This window comes from Mesorhizobium sp. ISC15 (assembly GCF_037162615.1).
GTDB classification, from domain to species: Bacteria; Pseudomonadota; Alphaproteobacteria; order Rhizobiales; family Rhizobiaceae; genus Mesorhizobium; species Mesorhizobium mediterraneum.
On record NZ_JAVSPX010000003.1, the window covers coordinates 113,817 to 134,234 of the forward strand.

The 20,418-nt window shown below is 59.9% G+C and carries 15 protein-coding genes and 2 pseudogenes; 6 read left to right on the forward strand and 11 right to left on the reverse strand.

Annotation, left to right across the window (positions count from 1 at the left end):
* Positions 1-20: 20 nt before the first annotated feature.
* The 9 genes and pseudogenes from RPG13_RS34520 to RPG13_RS34560 all read right to left on the reverse strand — a co-directional run bounded on the left by RPG13_RS34520 (position 21) and on the right by RPG13_RS34560 (position 12,245).
* The gene (locus RPG13_RS34520; RefSeq protein WP_337127134.1) at positions 21-677 is read right to left on the reverse strand and encodes a histidine phosphatase family protein; all 657 of its coding nucleotides are present in this window, start codon (positions 675-677) and stop codon (positions 21-23) included.
* 51 nt (positions 678-728) lie between these two features.
* Positions 729-1,544 (reverse strand): 3-deoxy-manno-octulosonate cytidylyltransferase, encoded by an 816-nt coding sequence (kdsB, locus tag RPG13_RS34525; RefSeq protein ID WP_337127135.1) that lies wholly within the window; start codon positions 1,542-1,544, stop codon positions 729-731.
* A 28-nt stretch (positions 1,545-1,572) separates the two neighbouring features.
* A complete protein-coding gene (locus RPG13_RS34530) occupies positions 1,573-2,832 on the reverse strand; it encodes a sialidase family protein (RefSeq protein WP_337127136.1) in 1,260 nt (419 codons plus the stop codon).
* A 99-nt stretch (positions 2,833-2,931) separates the two neighbouring features.
* On the reverse strand, positions 2,932-3,894 hold the full coding sequence (locus RPG13_RS34535) for a KpsF/GutQ family sugar-phosphate isomerase (RefSeq protein ID WP_337127137.1): 963 nt from the start codon (positions 3,892-3,894) through the stop codon (positions 2,932-2,934).
* 582 nt (positions 3,895-4,476) lie between these two features.
* Positions 4,477-5,820, reverse strand: a complete 1,344-nt coding sequence (gene ltrA / locus RPG13_RS34540) for a group II intron reverse transcriptase/maturase (RefSeq protein WP_337127138.1) — start codon at positions 5,818-5,820, stop codon at positions 4,477-4,479.
* A gap of 551 nt (positions 5,821-6,371) precedes the next feature.
* Positions 6,372-7,631 carry a group II intron reverse transcriptase/maturase gene (ltrA, locus tag RPG13_RS34545; protein ID WP_337127139.1) on the reverse strand — a complete coding sequence of 420 codons (1,260 nt, stop codon included), beginning with the start codon at positions 7,629-7,631 and terminating at the stop codon, positions 6,372-6,374.
* A 574-nt stretch (positions 7,632-8,205) separates the two neighbouring features.
* A pseudogene (locus RPG13_RS34550) lies at positions 8,206-9,378 on the reverse strand (IS630 family transposase).
* A gap of 95 nt (positions 9,379-9,473) precedes the next feature.
* Positions 9,474-10,505 carry a GlxA family transcriptional regulator gene (locus RPG13_RS34555; RefSeq protein WP_337127140.1) on the reverse strand — a complete coding sequence of 344 codons (1,032 nt, stop codon included), beginning with the start codon at positions 10,503-10,505 and terminating at the stop codon, positions 9,474-9,476.
* 303 nt (positions 10,506-10,808) lie between these two features.
* Positions 10,809-12,245 carry an amidase gene (locus RPG13_RS34560; RefSeq protein ID WP_337127141.1) on the reverse strand — a complete coding sequence of 479 codons (1,437 nt, stop codon included), beginning with the start codon at positions 12,243-12,245 and terminating at the stop codon, positions 10,809-10,811.
* Positions 12,246-12,913: 668 nt separating this feature from the next.
* On the opposite strand from RPG13_RS34560, the gene istA reads away from it, so the two are divergent.
* From istA to RPG13_RS34580, 4 genes and pseudogenes are all read left to right on the forward strand, one after another.
* A complete protein-coding gene (gene istA, locus RPG13_RS34565) occupies positions 12,914-14,428 on the forward strand; it encodes an IS21 family transposase (protein WP_442921407.1) in 1,515 nt (504 codons plus the stop codon).
* Positions 14,425-15,300 (forward strand): annotated as a pseudogene (istB, locus tag RPG13_RS34570) (IS21-like element helper ATPase IstB); the annotation flags it as partial. The gene istA and the pseudogene istB, both read left to right, overlap by 4 nt.
* Positions 15,301-15,864: 564 nt before the next feature.
* Positions 15,865-16,023 (forward strand): hypothetical protein, encoded by a 159-nt coding sequence (locus RPG13_RS34575; RefSeq protein ID WP_337127143.1) that lies wholly within the window; start codon positions 15,865-15,867, stop codon positions 16,021-16,023.
* Positions 16,016-16,228 (forward strand): hypothetical protein, encoded by a 213-nt coding sequence (locus RPG13_RS34580; RefSeq protein WP_337127144.1) that lies wholly within the window; start codon positions 16,016-16,018, stop codon positions 16,226-16,228. The genes RPG13_RS34575 and RPG13_RS34580 overlap by 8 nt, the downstream gene beginning before the upstream one ends.
* A gap of 207 nt (positions 16,229-16,435) precedes the next feature.
* Here RPG13_RS34580 and RPG13_RS34585 read toward each other — a convergent pair whose 3' ends face one another.
* Entirely contained in the window at positions 16,436-16,657 is a 222-nt protein-coding gene (locus tag RPG13_RS34585) for a hypothetical protein (RefSeq protein ID WP_337127145.1), read from the reverse strand.
* Here RPG13_RS34585 and RPG13_RS34590 point away from each other — a divergent pair.
* Together RPG13_RS34590 and RPG13_RS34595 are read left to right on the forward strand one after the other, a co-directional pair.
* A complete protein-coding gene (locus RPG13_RS34590) occupies positions 16,656-18,149 on the forward strand; it encodes a recombinase family protein (protein ID WP_337127146.1) in 1,494 nt (497 codons plus the stop codon). The two genes, RPG13_RS34585 and RPG13_RS34590, sit on opposite strands and share 2 nt — an antisense overlap.
* 713 nt (positions 18,150-18,862) lie before the next feature.
* Complete coding sequence (locus tag RPG13_RS34595) at positions 18,863-19,093, forward strand: hypothetical protein (RefSeq protein WP_337127147.1); 231 nt, start codon at positions 18,863-18,865, stop codon at positions 19,091-19,093.
* A 76-nt stretch (positions 19,094-19,169) separates the two neighbouring features.
* On the opposite strand, the gene RPG13_RS34600 is transcribed toward RPG13_RS34595, so the two are convergent.
* Positions 19,170-20,402 carry a tyrosine-type recombinase/integrase gene (locus RPG13_RS34600; protein WP_337127148.1) on the reverse strand — a complete coding sequence of 411 codons (1,233 nt, stop codon included), beginning with the start codon at positions 20,400-20,402 and terminating at the stop codon, positions 19,170-19,172.
* Positions 20,403-20,418: the final 16 nt, after the last annotated feature.

Here is a 20,418-nt window from a genome sequence, read left to right on the forward strand (position 1 = left end):
TTTCACGCAAGGCGCCTAATCTAACTCAGTAGCTCCGATAGACACTCCGGATCTGGTGCAATGTTCCAAGCGTTGACTCGGCAGTTTCCGTGCCGTGCGTCAAGAATGCAGATATGACCTGTTGCGACCTTGCCACTCTGCCTCCCCATCTTCACCTTGAGCGGATATTCGGCAAGCCGCATGAAGCAACGTAGCACGCCGTTGCTGGTTACGGCGAGCACCGCACTATCCTCTCCCTGCGTCCGGGCGAGTTGCTCCACAAATGTCCTTACACCATGCGCCAACGTGGCCTCGGAAGGGCTCCAACCAGGCGAGCCGGGCCACGCGCTGCTGCGTTCCCACGCCTCCAACTCCTCCCTCCCGAATTGGGCTATGATCTCCTGACTACTCAAACCCTCCCACGCACCATAGTCGATCTCAGCTAAGCGCGGATCGACAATCAGCACGGGCGTACCACCTATCCGCTGCGCGATGATCTCGGCATACTGACGCGTGCGTTGCAGCGGTCCGCAATAGAGACCGCCGAGCAAAATACCCGATTGGCGCAGAGCGTTGCCGAGATGCTGAGCCTGGCGAGAACCCTCTGCTGTGAGAGGCAGGTCATTTCTGCGGCCTACCCATAGGACCTTTTCGCCGCGCTCAAACGTGTTGCCATGACGGCTGAGGATAAGCTTCATGGATGATGCCCACCTATGTTGCAGATGATGCCGCCAATCTCGCGGACTACCTCAAGCCCCCACGAGATCACCCTCTTCGCCGATGATCGCTTCAACGCGTTTCAGATCATCTGGACTGTCGACAGCCCAGTGAGTCCGGCCGCCATAATCGACTTCTACCACCCGGACGGGAATCCCATGCTCGAGTGCGCGCAATTGCTCAAGCCTCTCAGAGCCCTCCAGGGGACCGGGTTCGAGACTGATATAACGGCGTAGGCATTCATATCCATATGCGTAGAGGCCAATATGCCGAAAGACAGGCAACAGGCCCGTACCATCACCTTGTTTGTCATCGCGCACGAACGGGATGATGGATTTTGAGAAATAGAGGGCATTTCCGCGCCGGTCGAAGGTCACTGTTGTGCCTCCGACCTCGCCGTGCTGTTTGGCCGTCCGCAGGGCTTCATAACTGCGCATGTCCATTCGCACCGCGGCAGTAGCGATTTCCACCGTCGGGTTGCGATGCATCTCATCGATCAGAGCGGTAATGGTCCAGGGCGGCGTGAGGACGGCGTCACCCTGGAGATTCAGGACTATGGCAGGCGTCGTGGCGAGCATCTCAGCTGCTCTTAGCACCCGCTCGGTGCCGTTTGCGCATTCTTTGGAGGTTATCACCACATCACCACCAAAGCTTCGGACATGCTCGGCGATGCGCTCATCGTCAGTGGCGACGCAGACCTCGTCGACTCCAGGTACAGCGCGGGCCAATGACCAGATACGATTGATCATGGTCCGGCCAGTGATCATCGCGAGCGGCTTGCCGAGGAAGCGGCTCGAGCCATAGCGAGCCGGAATGATGATGGCGACGGAGCTCGAAGCTTTGGTCATGTTTCCTCACTTTCAGCCACGCAAAAGCTCAGTAGACGAGGTTGCGGAATTCCTTGACGCGATGGAACGTAATCAGGTTTGCATATTGGGGATCCCTCCCCTCGTCATCCGCTGACCGGCACAACACGAGAAGATCATTGCCGTCGAACGCCATGCTCGGGTAGTTCCGTGCGTGACGTTCGGTCTGACCCGCGGCGACTAGTCCTGCAAAGCACCAATCGACGCAGTTTCTGGAGAAGTGAAGTTGCAGCCTGTGGCGCTCATTGTTCGGCAAATTGTAGCGCGCACGCGACATGTGCGTGAGGCGCACCATCGAGTCGGTCGCTTGTGAACTCAGCAACCAGTAGAGCCGGCTCTTGTCATCATAAAGCACAAAGAACTTCAGATGACCTCCCGGGAAAGGAATGAACAGAGCCCTTTTCCCGGACGGCATGGTCTCAAATGCCGTGGCCAGACGACCATCGTGCTGCTCGATAACCTTGACCAGGGCAGCATAGCCCGTTCCGCCCGTATTCGCCCGCAAGAAGAGGTGCAATGTGCGCCCGGCCGGATCGTGCCACAGATGTGCAGGATCCTGGAACTGGACGATATTCGGTTCAAGCCAGCCCATCGGTGCACACAGGCGCCCCGATCCGAGCTCGGCCGGAGCTCGGGTTGGTGTGCTATAGAATGGGATGCCAAAGAGATCGAAATCGCCATGCGACACTATCTCGTTGAACGCAAGGGCCTCCGAAATGGTCCAGCTCTTGGGGTCAAGGAGATCGCCGTCAATTCTCGCGCGCAACACCCGCGGTGCCAAACCGGCTGTGTTCCATCCCTCGATTGAAAGATCGCGCCGCTCGTCCAAGGCGAGGTAAACGTGCCGATTGGAGTAGTGCACGTTGCAGGACGACCCATGCCATTTCATGTTCGAGGTTAGTGCGACCGGCGCGCTCCATGTCTCCCCTTCATCGCCGGAAGCCATGATCATGAGATCGCCGGCATGACCAAGGATGTAGAGCCGCCCTCCAGCTATAAATGGCCGAGCATGCCAGAACGGAAACGTGTTTCGCTCAGCCCAGGAACAGCCACCATCGTCGGACACATAGACCTTGCCCATCCCGAAGCGCGTACCTCGTGCGCGAGACCCCTTCGGCCCGAGGAGATCTCTAACCCCGTCACCGCCTAGATCAAAGGTCGCTACCACTCTGCGCTTCGCCGTGACGGCGAGGCCCGGCGTGTAGCAATAGATATCCTGGGGCCGCTCGGACCGGTAGACGATCTCGAGGTCATCCGCTAAGGCGCGCATCGCCGAATCTCTCCCCTGATCCAGACTGCTGCCAAGAGAGCCGATGCTGTTCCGTCCCAAATGATCGCCGTTTGCACAAGGTTTCCTCACTCTCATTGCTCAGGGTGGACCTAGAATGTCCTGTCGAGAAATCAGGCCGACAAACCTTTCCTGGTCATCGTGCACTGGCAGCAACTCGATTTCGTGCTGACGGAAAAGCTGCACGGCTTGATCGAGAAACGCGTGCCCGGGAATCGCTTTGAGCGGCGGCTGCATGTGCCGCTCCACCGGATCGTTGAGGTCGGGAGTTGCGCCACGCTCGACTAATCGACCGATGGACTCCCCAACCAAGATACCGACGACTTTGAATCGCTCGTCGACGACTGCGGCGACGCCTGACCTTCGGGAGTCACGGCACATCGACAGGAGCGCCTGCGACAGTGGTGTATCTGGCCGGAACACGGGTATCGCCTCAAGTGGCCACATCAGGTCGCGTACTCGCATCAGCTCCCGTCCGAGACTTCCACTCGGGTGAAGACGTGCGAAATCCTGGCGCGTGAACCCACGCCGCTCCTGCAGGATCAGCGCTAGGGCGTCCCCCATCGCGGCCATAGCCGTGGTCGAGGTGGTAGGAGCCAGACCAAGTGCACACGCTTCCTGCATCAGCCCGATGTCGAGCACCACGTCGGCAGCCTGCGCCAAGGACGAGCTGGCGCGTCCCGTGATCGCGGCCACGATGACGGGGAGCTGCCGGACCGGGCGGATGAGTTGCAGAAGTTCAGCAGTCTCCCCAGAATTGGAGAGCGCGAGAATAACATCCCCGGCGCGCACGCGCCCTAGATCTCCATGTAAGGCATCGACTGGGTCGAGCGTGATGGATCGCGTGCCGGTCGATGCCAGAATTGCGGAGATCTTTTCTCCAACCAGTCGCGACTTGCCGATGCCGCACACGACGACAATGCCCGTTGAAGAGAGGATGTAGTCCGCGAGAATGCAGATATTCTCATCGATCCTGTTTGAAAGGCTTTCCAACGCGGCAGCCTCTTGGCGAATGATGGCCCTGGCCCGCTCAAGCATCACCATTTTGCTGTTGCTATGGCCCGCGCCACATCCGGAATGTTGCTGAGCGGGCTCTTCGTGCAGACGCAGGACTGTACGCCTGGGGCTAACAATTGCCTTGATAGCAGCCTCCATTCTAAGCGGCGATGCTCGCCTCTCGCAGTGACATCGAATTGGCGGCAGTATGGCCGACTGCTCGGAAAACGGGGTTATCTTTTGATTAAGTTATTGCTGCAGTTTCGTAACAGGAGGGTCGCTGTCGCTCTCCCATACGGATTACAGTATCAACGGCCAGATCGTCATTGTGAGTGCAGCGTCGAGCTGACTCTCGCCGCTCCTATGGTATCGTATGCGATTTGCGAGCAGCCATGGACGCATCCGCTTTTCACAGCTCGATGCCTTGGCGGATTTGATCAAGGGAGCTCGTGCAGAACCATAAATAAATACTTCACTTTTCGTCTTACGGCCAAGGCCTGCTTGCTGCAGCACACGGCGAGTAGCGGAGACGCTTGCGCGCCTCACCGGGTCACCGGAGGCGGTCGCCCGCCTCCGGTTCCCACAAACATAGCGTGCGGAGCTACCGCACTACGCTCTTCGGCAGTTGGTTCACAGCACGGCGAGTGCTTGCAGCGCCCGGTACGGGAGCCGCAGCTTCGGTCGCAGTATCGGGTTCCGTTCTTTGATCTGGTTGAAAGTATCCCAAGTAAGGCGGCCGCCATCCCGGCTGCGGCTGCGCAACATCCGGCACCAGTAGCGTTCCGTGACCCGATGTACCTTGAGCAACGACCGGAGATTTCCGGCGATGCCATAGCAGGCATAGTGGCCACGAAGAGCAGCGTTGATTTCGCTGACCTGATCGCTGATGCCGTAATGTCGAATACGCCGCATCAGTTCTTGCGCTGACGAGATGCTACGGCGAAGCCGAGACTTCTCCGTTCGCATCCCCACCTTGAAGTTACCCTTCAGGTTCCGCGAGCAGTACAGCGTCATACCCAAAAAATAGATTGTCTCTGGGCGACTTCTGCCGCGTTTGCCCGCGTCTCGCTGCGCGAACCGACCGAACTCGACCAGCTTGGTCTTGGTCGGTTCCAGGGTGAGGCCGAACCTGCCCAACCTGTGACGCAAGGCCTCCTGGACCTGGAGCGCGTCCGATTGATGTTGGAAGCAGATCACAAAGTCGTCGATATAACGTACCAACCGGGCTTCGCCCTTCAGCCGGACCTTCACGACACGCTCGAACCAGAGGTCGAGAACGTAGTGCAGATACACGTTACTCAGCAAAACGCTGATCGATCCGCCTTGTGGCGTTCCTTCATCGCTCGGGTGGACAGCTCCATCCTCCATGACACCTGCTTTCAACCAGCGCCTGATCAAGCTGATCAGACGCGGATCCCCGACTCGATGCTCGACAAACCGGAGCATCCACTCATGGGAAAGACTCTTGAAGAAGTTCTTCAGATCCGCCTCCAGCACCCAGCTGATCTTACCGCCGGCGATGACCTCGTTGAGGGTCGCAAGGGCATGATGGGCGCTGAGCTTCGGCCTGCCACCGAATGAGCAGGGCAAGAAGTCCTGCTCATAGATCGCCGACAGCACCTCGGCCGTGCTGCGCTGGAGCGCCCGGTCGGAAACAGTTGGCACCCCCAACGGGCGCTTTTCCGTCTTCCCGGGCTTGGGAATGTAAACGCGCCAGACAGCCGGCGCGCGATATCCCTGACGGTGAATGGATTGAAGCATCGGCTCTATCCATTCTCCAAAGCTTTCCTTCGCCGCCTCCGCCGTCTGCCCATCCACCCCGACAGCCGAGCGCTTCGGAATCCTCAATAGGTTCCTCTGCACCCGGTCGCGCGTGATATGATGGGCAAGCGACGTGAAGCGGAGTTTCGGTTCGCACCGAGCTTTCGCTGCTATGTGTTCAAGTCCCGTTTCCATGGTCAGCTGATCTTTCATGAAAGGCCGTGACTCCCGTTGGATGGAGCCCATGTTGCCCAAGAACACTTCAACTACCGCTGACCGCTTCCCCATGTGGCCGGCTCTCCCGTCCTCGGAGTACTATCAGTCAGTCTGACTTCCACCCGGCCATCAGGTCCTTCTCGCCTCATCAGCTTGTCGGTCCCTACAAGCTTGCGCTTGAGCCGAATGGATCTCCCTTGTTCACGACAAATCCTTTGGTTGCATGCTGGCGGTACGAACCCCGGAAGCACCTTGGACCACTCGCAGTATCGCGATCCGCGGTTCCGCCTTCCCCTGAGAGCGATAGGGTCGGCTACTCCGCTCACGTTCGATTTCGGGGTTATCTATCCGTTCACATATGTTCCGGCCTACAACCTCCATGTCTACGCTTCGCAGTGGCCGTTGCCGGACACCACGCAAGACTCAGTACACGGCTGCTCGCTAGGCTTTGCCGTGGCCGTCATCCCAGACGGCAGGACTTGCCGCGCTTGCAAGGCGCAATGCTCTCTCAGAACCGTGCGTGAACCTCTCAGCTCACACGGCTCCCATCAGGCAAACCTGCCGATCAGACCGAGTTGCCAGTGCACGAAGAGATCGGTGCGCTGCTCGACGATCCGTTGTAAGAACCGACTTGCTCGCGCCTTACCCCTGCCAAAGCGCTTGAACTTCCGCCTTGCCCACGCAAGCACCGTCTGATTGACGTAGCGAAGTATGGGCTGCAGCCCCGTTGGCGCATACCGTCCATAATAGCTGATCCACCCCCTGAGGAGCGGATTGATCAGCCGGGCGATGTCGTTCAACGAGAGCTGCGTCTGTCGGCGGATGTGCAAGTCCCTGATCTTTTCCCGCATCGCTTTCAGCGCCGAGGAACTGACCGCTGGTGTGAAGCCGCAAAACAGTCGCCCGCTTTGCGTTCCCCATACCGCGCGCGGTCGGAAACAATATCCGAGGAAGTCGAACGTCACGTTCGGATGTTGCCCTCTGCGTTTGGAGTCTCTGCAGTAGATGATCTTGGTCTTCGTCGGGTGCAGTTCCAGTTGGCATTCCGCCAGCCTCGCCTGAAGCGCAGCCTTGACGGCTTCTGCCTCCTGCTCGGTCCGGCAGTGCACCAGCCCGTCATCCGCATACCGACACCATGGGAGGTTGGGATGTGTCCGTTTCATCCACAGATCAAACGCATAGTGCAGAAAAAGATTTGAAAGAATCGGCGAAACTACGCCCCCTTGCGGAGTTCCGCAGTTTCGTTCAATCCTTTGTCCATCCTTCTCCATGGGCGCTGCCAGCCATCTCTCGATGTATAGTAATGCCCATTTGCTCTTTACGTGCCTGCGAACTGCCGTGAGCAAAAGCTCGTGCGAGATGTTGTCAAACAGACCCTTGATGTCGAATTCCAGAACCCAGTCATATTTCCAGCACCGCTGACGCGTGATCCCTACGGCATCGAGTGCCGATTTTCTCGGTCTATAGCCATAAGAATCTGACAGGAAAATCTGATCGAGCTCCGGTTCGATGAGCTGCTTGACCACCATCTGCGCGATCCTGTCGCTCACGGTGGGCACACCCAAAATCCGCTGGCCCCCAGTCTTTTTCGGAATGGGGACGGCACGCACCGGTGGCGGAAAATAACTTCCCGAGCTCATCCTGTTCCAGATCCTGTAGAGATTCCTCCCCAGGTTGGCTTCGAATGCCTCGATCGTCTGCCCGTCCACGCCAGCCGCACCACCATTGGATTTGACCGCTTTGTAGGCTTCGTACACCAGCCGCTTATCGATCATAAACGGCTTGTCTGTCACATCTGTCGTTGTCATCCTGTTGCCAGTTGCTCGAAAAATACGACCACCTGATCCGACCCCTTCGCTCCAGCCCCATTACAGGACCTTCGTCACTACTACGGGTCGATCCGCCCCAACCTCCTGCATCGGTACTCTCGCCTCACGGTGGTGTGCCGCTTGTGCTTCTCCCTTGGCATCAGAAAGCTGGTTCCTGCAGTTCCGCGCAAAAGCCTGCATCCGGCTCATGCCCCCTATACGCCGTCCACTGTCCGCCCAGTCATCAGGCTCCCGACGGACCTGTCCCGAGAGATCCATACGCCCTCGGTTTTAGTGGTGTTAAAGAGTTCTAACGACGCGTCATCGAAGGGTTTGCTTGCGCTCATCTTCCGGATGCCTACCTGCCCCGGATCATGTCCGCGGCTTTTGACCCAACGCTAACCACCATGGCTCTTCTACCACAGCAGCTTGGGCTGGTTTGAGACCCGCTCCTGAAAGCCGATCCCGAGGGGCCTACCCTCATCTCTCACGCAGCTTCTCAGCATATTGTCAGTTCACCATCGAACCTCCTTCTGCTTGCTGCAGCACACTATGGACGGGCACTAGCTAGAATCTAAAGTTCGCCACATAAGGTCCGTTCGGCCGTTCGGCCTTTTGGCAGAAGCGCTTCACGGAGGAGAGGATCTCGTCGGCTGTCTTGGTCCACCTGTAGGGCTTGGGTTCTCGGCACGCTCAATGAAGCTTCGAATGTCGGCCTCAAGCTGGCTGGTTGAGGTGTGAACACCGCGGCGCAATTGCTTGCGGGTCAGTTCAGCGAACCAGCGTTCGACCTGATTGATCCAAGATGCAGATGTGGGCGTGAAGTGGACATGGTAGTGAGGCCGGCGCGCCAGCCATGACCTCACCAGCGCGGATTGTGGGTGGCATAATTATCCATGATGATGTGGACATCGAGACCGGGCGGCACGTTGACTGCGGCGCGGCGATCAGGATGAGATTCTCCCCAGATCGCCGCGCTGTACGTTGACGCCGATCTGCTTGAGAAAGTCCAGAAATTCGCTGGCCCTGTGCCGCTTGTAGCATTTGCCAATCACAAAGCCGGACGCCACATCGAGCGCCGCGAACAGCGAGGTCGTCCCGTGGCGGACATAGCTATGGGTTCGGCGCTCAGGGATGCCCGGCATCATTGGCAGGACAGGTTGCTCGCGGTCGAGTGCCTGGATCTGACTCTTCTCATCCACGCTCAGCACCAGCGCCCGGTTGGGCGGCGAAAGGTAGAGCCCGAAATGTCGCGGACCTTGTCGACGAACAGGGGATCGCTCGACAGCCTGAACGTCTCGAAGCGATGTGACTGCAGTCCGAAGGCGGTCCAGATCCGGCGGATCGTCGTATGCGAGAAGCCTGTCACGGCTGCCATCGAGCGGATCGACCAATGGGTCGCATCGTCGGGCGTTGAGCGCAGCGTCCGCTCAATCAGGGCAGCGACCTGATCATCATCGATCGTCCGGGGTCTGCCCGGCCGGGCCTCGTCCAGCAGACCCTCGATACGATCACGCAGGAAACGCCGCCGCCACTTGCCGACGGTATGCTCATGCACGCCCAACTCGGCCGCAACGACCTTGATCGCAATGCCGTCAGCGCAGCGAAGGATGATTTGACATCGCTCGGACAGAGACCGCGCCACACGTCGCCGTCGAACTTGCCGCTCCAGGTAATCCCGCTCTTCAGCGCTCAATACGAAAGGTGTCGTCGGTCGCCTGTCGCGTTCGCCATCGCTGCGCTCCATCTCAATGCAGCGCAGCCTACAATGAAGCGTACTTCAGTTCCAGATGACTAGATTGTGAAAAGGCTTTCCTGACGTCGATTGTCCGCGCGAGTGGGTCACCCACGACAAGCGCTCGGTGCTGTCCCGAAGACATCGCGGAAGCACTTCGAGAAATGGGAGGAGGAGAGGAAGCCGCTCGCGACCGCAACTTCCAGCAGCGGCAGGTTAGTCTGTTCGATCAGGCGCTTCGCCCACTCCACCCTGACGCGCAAATAGTACCGCTTCGGCGAGCACGAGACATGGCGCTCGAACAGCCGCTCGACTTGACGCCGAGAAAGTCCGACGCATTTCGCGATATCTTGGAGGGGGAGCGGATCTTCGATGTGCTGTTCCATCAGACGGGCGACTTCGGCAACTTTCTTGCTTACGCCAACATATTCCCCGCCGGTCTCCCATTGCCTGCAGGAACCAGAACGCCATTGGCCGGCGGTAGTGTGTCGGCAGACGGCCGATGCGTTGTCTCTCCCGAGGTGATCGGAAATCAGTTCCATCGCAAGATCGAAGGACGCGAACTCACCCGCACAGGTCACCACGTCCCCATCCCGGACAAACAGGCTGTTCGTGACATGCAAACGGCCGAACGTCTCAGACAGCGCCGCCAGCTTGTTCCAGTGAATCGTGCAGGCAGCGTCAGTCAGAATGCCGCTTTCCGCCAGCAGCCAAGTTGCCGTGCCAAGCGCTGAGATCGGAACGCTGTGCCGCCTGTAAAGACGCAGAATGTTCATGAGAGAGGCTGACGCATGCCTTTCGACTTTTTCACCTGCGCAGACAATTACCATATTGGGCAAGCCGTTGCTCCGCAGATAGCTTGCCACGCTTGCAAAAGACTTACCAACGGACACAAAGATGCCACTGGCGCATTCGACCGGCTCTCCGTCCGGACTAGATACTGCCCATTCAAAGAAGGAGCGGCCCGATATCGAGTTCGCTAGCCGGAGCGGGTCAACGAATGATGACAGGCTTAGCTGGGAAAAGCCGGGTAGAAGCAGAATAGCCAGACGATAGACTCCGCACTGATCGTAGCGAGTGACGACCTGCCGCTTTATGTCCCATTCGACTGTGTGCGAGCGGTCTATTGTTGAGTTCATTCAGCATCCATACGATGGCTTTATCCGATAAAGCACCTGACGCGACCAAGGGTCTCCCAGGGCTTTAAGTGGGTGATTAAAATCGACTGAGGCATGGGTTATTCCAGGGGGCGCTAGCGCATAGGCGAAGAGCGGTGGCAGGGAAAGGCTCGTCCCATCGCGTTTCAAGATGTTCGCTCGCGACAACGCGAACACTGGCAAGACTTGGCATAACGCCATCTCTGGTCCGGCAAGTGACGGGTTTCCTGCGATCCTTCCAGCTCCGCTGTCTAGCTTGTGACCAGGGGACACGACAGGGGTTCGTCAGCTTGCTCCGGCACGGATGCTCGGTCGCCGATCGTGCCACGGTCTGGCTTCCTCCAGATCGCGTGCGACGCGGACAAGAGTGGCCTCGTCGCCAAAGCGGCCGACGACCTGAACACCGATCGGAAGCCCACTGGTGCTTTGCGCCAAAGGCAGGGACACCGACGGTTGTCCGGTAACATTGAACACGCCGAGATATTGATAAGATGCGGCATCCGCATCCATGAACTCCTCAGCGCAGATCGTCGGGTGAGTGGCACAGTAGATGCCGCCATGCGGCACGGCCATCGATGGCATCGCTGGGGTCAGAAGAATGTCAAAGGCGTTGATCGCCTCGCCGACCTGCAGTCTCATCTTTCGTATGGCCTCGTGTATCTCCGCGGCATAGGTTAAGGGCAACGTCCGACCATGTTCATGAAGTTTAAGATTCACCGGCTCCAAGGTTTCCGCATTGATTGTGCGGCCCATGGCCCGCGCTGCGGATTCGAGCCAGCTCGCGCGAAAATCCACCATGCCGAGCATTATTCTTCGGTACTCTGCGGGATCATGCGGAGGTTTGATGTCCGTGACCACGTGTCCCATTTCCTCAAGGAGTGCGGCCGTTTCCTCGACCGCGCGCAGAACTTCTGGCTCAATCTCGACCGACCCCCATTTGGTTGTCGCGACGCCAACTCGCAGTGTGCCGGTCAGTTGTGACAATTCCTCGACATAAGGACGGTTCGGCTGAACGATGATGAATGGATCGCCGGGGTGAGGACCGGAAAAGACATCCAGGGCCGCGGCCATATCGCGAACGGATCGACAAACAACAAACAGTCGACCAAGACCAAATGACGAGTCCTGGTTATTCGGACCGCCGGAAACGCGTCCGCGGGACGGGTTCAGACCGACGAGACCACACCAAGCCGCCGGGATCCGTATCGATCCGCTACCATCGCTAGCTGACGCAATCGGCGTTATGCCGGCTGCCACCGCCGCTGCCGAACCCGAGGACGACCCCCCTGCGGAGCGTTTCAAATCCCATGGATTGCCGGTAATGCCGTTTAGAATGGACTCGCTCATCCCGGATGCCCCAAACTCCGGCGATGTTGTTCTTCCAAGCGTCCGAAGCCCCGCTAGCCGGGCGCGACGCATAAAGTAGCTGTCGGTGTCACAGCGCTGACCTCTCAGCAGGCGGCTTCCTACTTCCTCCAAGCGGCCAGCCTCCGTAAAACCGTTATCCTTTCGAAGAAACGGTACGCCATGGAAGGGTCCGGAGTCCGCGCCAGCCACGGTTTCAGCATCTTCATAAAACTCGATGATGGCATTGATGCGAGGATTGACCTCATCATGGGCCTCCCGGGCCAAGCGCGTCAACTCAACAGGAGTCACTTCGCCCGCTCTCACGAGCGAGGCCAGACCAGTAGCATCATAGTTGACGTATTCGCTTAATCTCATCGCGGCTATTCCTTAGTTCTCTGTTTGATGTCTGCGACACGCAGCGTGATCACGACTTGTTTCAAAACCTGGTTCCAACCGGAGGCTGAGGTCTTCCATGTGGTGGCGGAGCGATGCAGCCGATTTCGCGGGTCGATGTTCGGCAAGGCGACGCGGGTGGTTCATTCGCAATCAATGAAATTAGCAATACGATGGATCCCGGCGCCGCTTACCACGCCCAAGGCCCATGGCGTTCCGCAGAAAGAAAGACGCATCAGCTCTTGACTGCTCCCCGCTTAAGGATCGCGCAGCCCGTTATGGGCGAGAGTCTAGTTCCCCTCATTCCTTACCCCTCCACGATGCAACTCTAAGAACTATGTTCTTATAAGAACGATATTCCAGACAAAGCGAAAGGTCAATGCGTTTCTGGCGCGTCCGTAGCGCATCCGACGGCAAGCCCCGGACGTTTCCCTTCCGTCTGTGCTTCACGATGGACCGGCCGGGTGCGGCGCGGCGATCAGGATGAGATTCAGCGTCAATCAAGATGAGACTCGGCGGGGGTGGTGTGACGCAGTGAGGGCGTAGCCCGAACGGAGTTACACCACCCCCGCGGCGTCACTGCCGACGTCTGTTGAGCGCGGTTGGCTGAAGTACCTTGGCGATTTTCTGGAGAATGGAGAATCACCTTTGTGCCAGGCCGTCATGTAACCGACCATCAGATGAGGCTCTTTATGAAGTTACGACAGGAACATACCACCGAGGTTGCCGCGGCCAAGGCGTCGATCAGCAGAGCGACGGCCTATCGCATCAAGAAGAATCCGGACCTGCCATCGCAAAAGCAAAAGGCTCGCGGCCGGCGACGGCCTGACCCTCTCGAGCACATCTTCGATGCCGAGGTCGTTCCCCTTTTGAAGGCGGCGCCAGGCATCCGTGCTGTCGCCATCTACGAAGAGATGCTGCGGCGGCACCCGGAACTGAGCGAGGGCATTCGCCGGACCCTGGAGCGGCGCATTCGGTCATGGCGCGCCATCCACGGCGAAGAGCAGGAGGTTATCTTCCGTCAGCTTCACGAACCCGGCCGGCTCGGACTGTCGGATTTTACTGACATGAGCAGCTTGGGCGTGTCGATCTCGGGCCAGCCGCTCGACCATCTGCTCTACCACTTCCGGCTCGCGTGGTCAGGCTTCGAACACAGCCATGTCATTCTCGGCGGTGAAAGCTTCGTGGCCCTGGCCGAAGGACTGCAGAACGCGCTCTGGTCACTTGGCGGAGCGCCGCTCTATCACCGCAGCGACAGCCTGTCGGCGGCTTTCCGCAATCTCAGTGCCGATGCGAGGGAGGATCTCACGCATCGTTACGAGGAGCTCTGCGCCCATTATCGCATGACGCCGACCCGCAACAACAAGGGCATCGCCCACGAGAACGGGTCGATCGAAAGCAGCCATGGTCATCTCAAGAGCGCCATCCGTGACGCCCTTCTGATGCGCGGCAGCAAGGACTTTGACGATCTCGGTGCGTATCGTGCGTTCATCGATGAGATCGCCAGCCGGCACAACGCCAATCATGGCAAACGCATCGACGCCGAGCGCCCTCATCTGCAGGAGCTCCCCGATCGGCGGACCAGCGACTTCGAGGAGGTGGTCGTGACCGTGTCGCGGACCGGCGGCTTCACCTTGCGCAAGGTCTTCTACACCGTTCCCTCCCGCCTGATCGGACATCGGCTTCGCGTCCGGCTGTTCGACGATCGCCTCGAGGTCTTTGTCGGAGGAACACAGCTGATGACGCTTCCCAGAGGCCGCGGGCATGCGGATGGAAGGCACGATCAGGTCGTCAATTATCGGCACGTCATCCACTCCCTGCGCAAAAAGCCGATGGCGCTTCTTAATCTCGTCTATCGTGACAAGCTCTTCCCGCAGCAGGAATACCGCAGGGCCTTCGATGTGCTCATTGAGCGGCTGCCGGACAGGCAGGCCTGCAAGGTGATGGTCGAATTGCTGGCGCTGGCCCATGATCGGGGCTGCGAGCGCGAACTTGCCGAGCAACTCGCCGAGACCCTCGACGCCGGCGACCTGCCCGATATTGCCGTCTTGCGAACGCTCTTCGGCCCGGATCCCGCACGGCTGCCGACCGTCTCGGTGCAGCTCGCTTCCCTCAACGGCTATGAAGCTCTGATCGGCACGGCCTATGTGGGAGACGCCGCATGAAGGCCGCCCACATCATCGACGAAGCCCGTCTCGGCATCATGCTCAACGACCTCAGATTGCCGACGATCAAGACCCTGTGGCCACAATTTGCCGAACAGGCCGATAAGGAAGGCTGGCCCGCCGCCCGGTTCCTCTCGGCCATTGCCGAGCATGAGTTGGCCGAGCGCGATCGGCGCCGGGTCGAACGTCATCTGGCCGAAGCGCATCTGCCGCCCGGAAAGACACTCGACAGCTTCGCCTTCGACGCCGTACCCATGGTCTCCAAGGCGCAGGTCATGGCCATGACCGCCGGCGACAGCTGGCTCGCAAAGGGTGCCAACATCCTGTTGTTTGGCCCGCCCGGCGGCGGAAAGAGCCATCTCGCCGCAGCTATCGGGCTCGCCCTCATCGAGAACGGCTGGCGCGTGCTGTTCACCCGAACCACCGATCTCGTTCAGAAGCTTCAGGTCGCACGGCGTGAGCTGCAGCTCGAATCCGCCATCGCAAAGCTCGACAAGTTCGATCTGCTGATCCTCGACGATCTGGCCTACGTCACCAAGGACCAGGCCGAAACGAGCGTGCTCTTCGAACTCATCTGTGCAAGATATGAGCGGCGTTCCATCATGATCACCGCCAATCAGCCCTTTGGAGAATGGAACAGGGTCTTTCCCGACCCCGCCATGACCCTCGCCGCGGTCGATCGGCTTGTTCATCACGCAACGATCTTCGAGATGAATGTCGAAAGCTACCGGCGCAGATCCGCCATGGAAGCCAAACGCCAGCGCGGCAGGCCCGCCTCCTACGCGACAATCAAAAACATGCACGAGCTTGTCGCGGAGCGACGATCAGAAAACGACGAAAACCTTGCCAGCCACAATCAGCATGATAATTTGCCCATGACCCGCGCTCTGAGAGTCTCATCCAGATTGTCGCGCAGGTCTCTCCCAGATCGCCGCGCTATAGGCCGGGCGAGGAGCGGGGTGATTTCCCCTTGGGGGTGCCCCTTTCCGTCGCTTGCTTCTCGCCGCTCTCAAGAACGCCAGCCCGATTAGCGGTAGGTTTCGAGATCAGCAATCCTGTGCGCCATCATCCCCAGCAGCCACATCGTGGTTGACCGAGCCGAAGGAAACATCTCCAGACTACCCATCACCAGGACCTTCCCGCCTCGGCAACGATCATGCGGGAGGGCCACGCCTTTGAAGGGCGGCCTCTGGCTGTAATCAGCCGACTCAAACGCCGGGGCGAGCCAACGCTGCTTGTAGAATTGCCGGACGGCAGCCGGACCTACATTCCCGTCGCGTGGACGGATCTCGGGGGCATGGGTGGTGATTCCACGGTCTCGCCGGCAAATCACTCCAGCATTGGGCGGCTTTCAGACCTTCTGCATCTGCGCCTTCTGACCGACGCTCTTCTTGAGCGGCGCGGCGAGTCGCCGCCCGATGACAAGGAGGAGCGACATGCAACTGAAGCTGAGATTCGCCGAGGAAGACCGCAAGCGGCCTCCCGACCCACCCGCCTGGGAGAAGCTGGACGCCGAGGCGCGGGCGGAGGCGTTGCGCCGGCTCGCCCTCGTGATCGCGCGCATGCTGACAGTGAGGGAAGCCGGTCATGACTGAACACAGCAAAATCACCGCCGGTCACCAGGTCCGGCTGGCTGTCGTCTACCTGCGCCAGTCGAGTGCCTCGCAGGTGGAGAACAACCGTGAATCGACGGAGCGACAATACGCGCTGGCCGAGCGGGCGCGCGAACTGGGTTGGCCGGACGAGCGTGTCCTGGTCATCGACGAGGACCTCTGTCATCGGGCGATGAATATTCCCTGATTGTGGGCATCGAAAATTCCCTAGTTGGCGGGGCTGACCGATACGCTGATTGGAGATGCCGACGGGATCTACCACCCGGCCCTCTTCAACGATAGACTTTTGCTCGGCTTGAAAGGCGCCATGAGCGAGGCCGAATTGCACGTCCTGCGCGCCCGCCTCAATGGCGGAATCCGCAACAAGGCAGCGCGCGGCGAATTGCGCCGCGGCCTACCGGTCGGCTTCGTCTGGGGTGAAGAAGACGGCGAGATCCTGATCCATCCCGACGAGGCGGTCGTCCATGTCATCCGCACCATCTTCGCCCGTTTCGTCGAACTGGGCTCGGCGCGCCGCGTCTGGCTGTGGTTCCGCGAGCAAGGGATGAAGTTCCCACTGTGGCTTGGTGGACAGCACGAACTGCGCTGGGGCGAAGCCAGCTACCACGCCGTTCATGCCGTGCCTTGCCAATCCGGTCTATGCCGGCGCCTATGTCTATGGCAAGAATCGCCGGGAGACGGCGCTCGACGAAACCGGCGCGCGGCGCAAGCGGGTGCGCAAGCTGCCGATGGAAGACTGGCAAGTGCTGATCAAGGACCACCACCAGGGCTATATCGACTGGCCGACCTTCGAGGCCAATCGAGAGCGCATGGCGGCCAACACCCAGCCCCGGACGCACGCCAAGGTGCAGGAACAGGCCGGTGGCGCCGCCAGAGAGGGCGGCGCCCTGCTGCAGGGCATTGCCCGCTGCGGCCATTGCGGGCGACGGCTGCACACCCATTATCGCGGCCGTACCGTGACGCCGGGCTACCATTGTCCCGGCAAGGTGGTCGTCGAGGGCAGAGGCGTCCATTGCCTCAATGTCGGCGGCGGGCAGATCGATGAAGCCGTGATGGCGGCCTTCCTGGAAGCGCTGGAGCCGGTGCGCTTGGCCGCCACGCTCGAAGCGGCCGAGCGGCTGGAGAACGATCGCGAGGCGGCCCTCAAGCAATGGCGGCTCGACGTGGAGCGCGCCACCTTCGCCGTCAACCGCGCCGAGCGCCGCTATCGCGCCGTCGATCCCGACAATCGCCTGGTCGCCCGCAGGCTCGAGCAGGAGTGGGAGGAGGCGCTGCGCGCCCTGGAGGCGGCGAAGGCGGAACTGGCGCGGCGCCAGGAGCAGCGTCCGCGCGTCCTGTCGGCCACGGACCGGGAAAAGCTGCTTGCCCTTGGGGCCGATCTGGCGAGCGCGTGGCACGCACCCACCACCACGCCGCGTGACCGTAAGGAATTGCTGCGCACGCTCCTTGAGGAGGTCACCCTCCATGTTGATCGCGGCGAGGCAGCGGCGCATCTGGTGCTGCGCTGGAATGGCGATGCTACGAGCCGCCTCACCGTCGCCTTGCCGCGCTCGCGGCCGGCGACGGTTCGTACCGACGAGGATACGCTGGCACTGCTGCGGCGGCTGGCACCGCATTACCCCGACGCCGTCATCGCCGGCATTCTCAACAAACAAGGCCGCCGAACGGCGTACGGCCACCGCTTCGACGCCAACCGCGTCGGCTATCTGCGCAACCACTGGAAGATCCCTGTCTGCAAGGCCAAGCCACCGGCCGCCGACGGCGACATCGTCACCGTCCGTCAGGCCGCCGCCACCCTCGGCGTGGCGCCGTCGACGCTCCACCGCCACATCAACGACGGCCTCATCCACGGCGAACAGATCACGCCCGGCGCGCCTTGGCGCATTCGCCTGACGGCGGAACTCAAGGCCCGCTTCCTCGCCACACCCGGCGACGGCTTTGAACCGATCCGCGACGCCATGGAGACGCTCGGTCTGTCGTGCCAAAGTCTGTTGCAGCGGATCAAGCGCGGCGAGCTGGAAGCCGTCCATGTCGTCCGCGGACAGAGAAAAGGTCTATGGATCAAGATCATAGATCACAATCCCACCCTCTTCGAACACACCTCATGAACCAGGGGGGGACAATCGATCCAAGAAGGTGCGAATGCCGGCATCGAGCACCCAGTTCACACGCTGGCTCATGATCGCTGTATGCAGTGCATCAACGCCATGTGAGGGTTTCGCCCCGGCCCGGAAGCCCGTAGAACCCCAGGATGTCGGCCTAGTAGACAGCCTCGGCCACCGCATTAGATGATCTTGTCTTCCAGCGGTGGCCGAGATGCCTCCGCTATCCCTCGTTAGAAAGTCGCTCTTCTTCTTCAGTGCGTCGATCCAGCCAGTCAGCTAATAGATGTGGGCTAGGTGTTTGATCCGAGCTTTGATCCGGCGATATCAATCGGGAGAGGTCGACTATCATATCCCGACGTGGCGATCGGGTAGGCTTCAAACGAGCCGCAGTTGCCGTAGCATGCGGATTCCGATGTGAAGCCGGCCGCCATTCCGATCAAACACCGGCCACCATTCCGGTATGAAGCCGGCCACCGTTCCAACCAAAGACCGGCCGGTTTTCGGCACTGAAGATTACCTCCTGGGTGAGCAACTTTGGCATCAGTTACCTCGCGATGAACGAGGAGATTTTGATGCCGGCAAAGAAGGCTGACCATGAGACAGTTGAGACAAATGCTTCGGCTTGCCGGAAGCGGGACCAGCTCCCGCGAGATTGCGGTCGTGCTGGGAATAGCACGCATTACGGGTGCAGGATAATCTGCAGCGCGGCAATCGGGTTGAGCTGGCCCCTGCCAAGCGGGCTGACCGATGACGCGCTTGAGAACAAACTCTTCGCTCGCAATGGCGTCAAACAGGGCACGCGGCGGCGCACAGAGCCGAACTGGGCCCATCTTGCCGTCGAGCTCAAGAAGCCGGGCGTCACGCTCCTCATTTTGTGGGAGGAGTATCGAGGAAGTCATCCCGATGGATATGGCTACAGCCGTTATCTTGCCGCCAAACTTATGTAGTGGCTGTCGGGTCGAGCCAGGGATGTGGGCGGTTTCCGTGGCCCGGCCCGCAACGTAAGAAGGCGACGGTTGGCGTCTACAAGGCTTTTACGAATGCCATCAATGACGGCAGAGAACGTTGCCGAGGCGGCCCCCTCAAGCTGCTGATATCAAGCTTGGCCAATGCCTTAGCCTTCGCCTCCATGTCGACCTCGGCGTAGATATGCATGGTGTCCAACGACACGTGGCCCAGCCAAGCGCGGATGGTGTTGATGTCGACACCGGCGCGCAGGAGGTGGACGGCTGTTGTGTGCCTAATCGTATGCGGACTTACACGCTTCGCGGTCAACGTCGGCACGGCTTCGCTCGCCATAGCAGCGACACGTTGTATTCCGAACCGTGTCAAAGGCTCCTTCGTCCGCCCCAGAAAGACCGCGTCACTCTTGTCCCGCCCAGTCACGAGGCGGGCCAGAGACGTTGCCGTCGTTGGCCACAATGGGCAGATTCGGACCTTGCCATGAAGGCGCACTGACGGGGACGCGCCCAATTGGAGATCGCCGACCGTCAATTTTGCTGCCTCATCGGCGCGAGCAACGCTGTTGTACAGGAATAGCAGCACAGCATGGTCGCGCACCCCAAGGCTGGTGCGTCTGTCGGGTTGACTGAGCAACGCGTCCATCTCGGCCTTTTCGAGATATCCGATCGCCGTCTTGGCCGTCTTCTTGAACGGCACTGCCCGTATCTCGGAACACCAGGCCAGGTGGACCGGCGAACGCGTGCCGATGAAGCGCGCCAGGGAATGGATGGTCGCAAGCCGTTGATTGCGGGTTGCGTCGCTGCGTTGGCGATCGTGTTCCATGTGGTCCAGGAATTTGCGGACAATTGCCGGAGTCAGATCTTCTACGGTCATGCGGTCGATGGCACAGCCTCCCATCCTGCTTGCAAACGGCAGCAACAGCGTCAGCGTGTCGCGGTAGCTGGCTTGGGTGTTGCGGGAAAGATTGCGCTCGGCGACCAGATGCTCCAATAGGAAACGACGTATCCACGGGCCAAGGAGGCACCCTTCATGGTCGGTCCCCATCGCGTACTGCGCAAAGCACTGGCTGGCTGTCTCGAGGAGATCCGGCGTCATCTGCAAATAGCGCTGGGTTGAACGAATATCGATGTGGCCAAGATAGGTTGCGAGTTGCGGAAGTAACCGCTGCACGTCTTGACCGGAGCGATACCATGCGATCACCCGGTGCACGGCGGCCGTGTGACGAATATTCGTGCAGTCGTGGCGGCCGAAGCTCGCCGATAGGGCAACTGATTCCGGCGGCTCGTCGGACATGCTGGAACCAGGAAAT

Bases quoted from the DNA above. Each gene is read 5' to 3' on its own strand.
- RPG13_RS34585 (WP_337127145.1), bottom strand. From the start codon at position 16,657: ATGAACGGCGTGGTAGCTGGCTTCGCCCCAGCGCAGTTCGTGCTGTCC.
- RPG13_RS34600 (WP_337127148.1), bottom strand. From the start codon at position 20,402: ATGTCCGACGAGCCGCCGGAATCAGTTGCCCTATCGGCGAGCTTCGGC.
- RPG13_RS34535 (WP_337127137.1), bottom strand. From the start codon at position 3,894: ATGGTGATGCTTGAGCGGGCCAGGGCCATCATTCGCCAAGAGGCTGCC.
- ltrA (WP_337127138.1), bottom strand. From the start codon at position 5,820: ATGAAAGATCAGCTGACCATGGAAACGGGACTTGAACACATAGCAGCG.
- ltrA (WP_337127139.1), bottom strand. From the start codon at position 7,631: ATGACAACGACAGATGTGACAGACAAGCCGTTTATGATCGATAAGCGG.
- kdsB (WP_337127135.1), bottom strand. From the start codon at position 1,544: ATGACCAAAGCTTCGAGCTCCGTCGCCATCATCATTCCGGCTCGCTAT.
- RPG13_RS34530 (WP_337127136.1), bottom strand. From the start codon at position 2,832: ATGCGCGCCTTAGCGGATGACCTCGAGATCGTCTACCGGTCCGAGCGG.
- RPG13_RS34580 (WP_337127144.1), top strand. From the start codon at position 16,016: ATGACTGAACACAGCAAAATCACCGCCGGTCACCAGGTCCGGCTGGCT.
- RPG13_RS34555 (WP_337127140.1), bottom strand. From the start codon at position 10,505: ATGAACTCAACAATAGACCGCTCGCACACAGTCGAATGGGACATAAAG.
- RPG13_RS34520 (WP_337127134.1), bottom strand. From the start codon at position 677: ATGAAGCTTATCCTCAGCCGTCATGGCAACACGTTTGAGCGCGGCGAA.
- RPG13_RS34560 (WP_337127141.1), bottom strand. From the start codon at position 12,245: ATGAGATTAAGCGAATACGTCAACTATGATGCTACTGGTCTGGCCTCG.
- RPG13_RS34590 (WP_337127146.1), top strand. From the start codon at position 16,656: ATGCCGTGCCTTGCCAATCCGGTCTATGCCGGCGCCTATGTCTATGGC.
- RPG13_RS34575 (WP_337127143.1), top strand. From the start codon at position 15,865: ATGCAACTGAAGCTGAGATTCGCCGAGGAAGACCGCAAGCGGCCTCCC.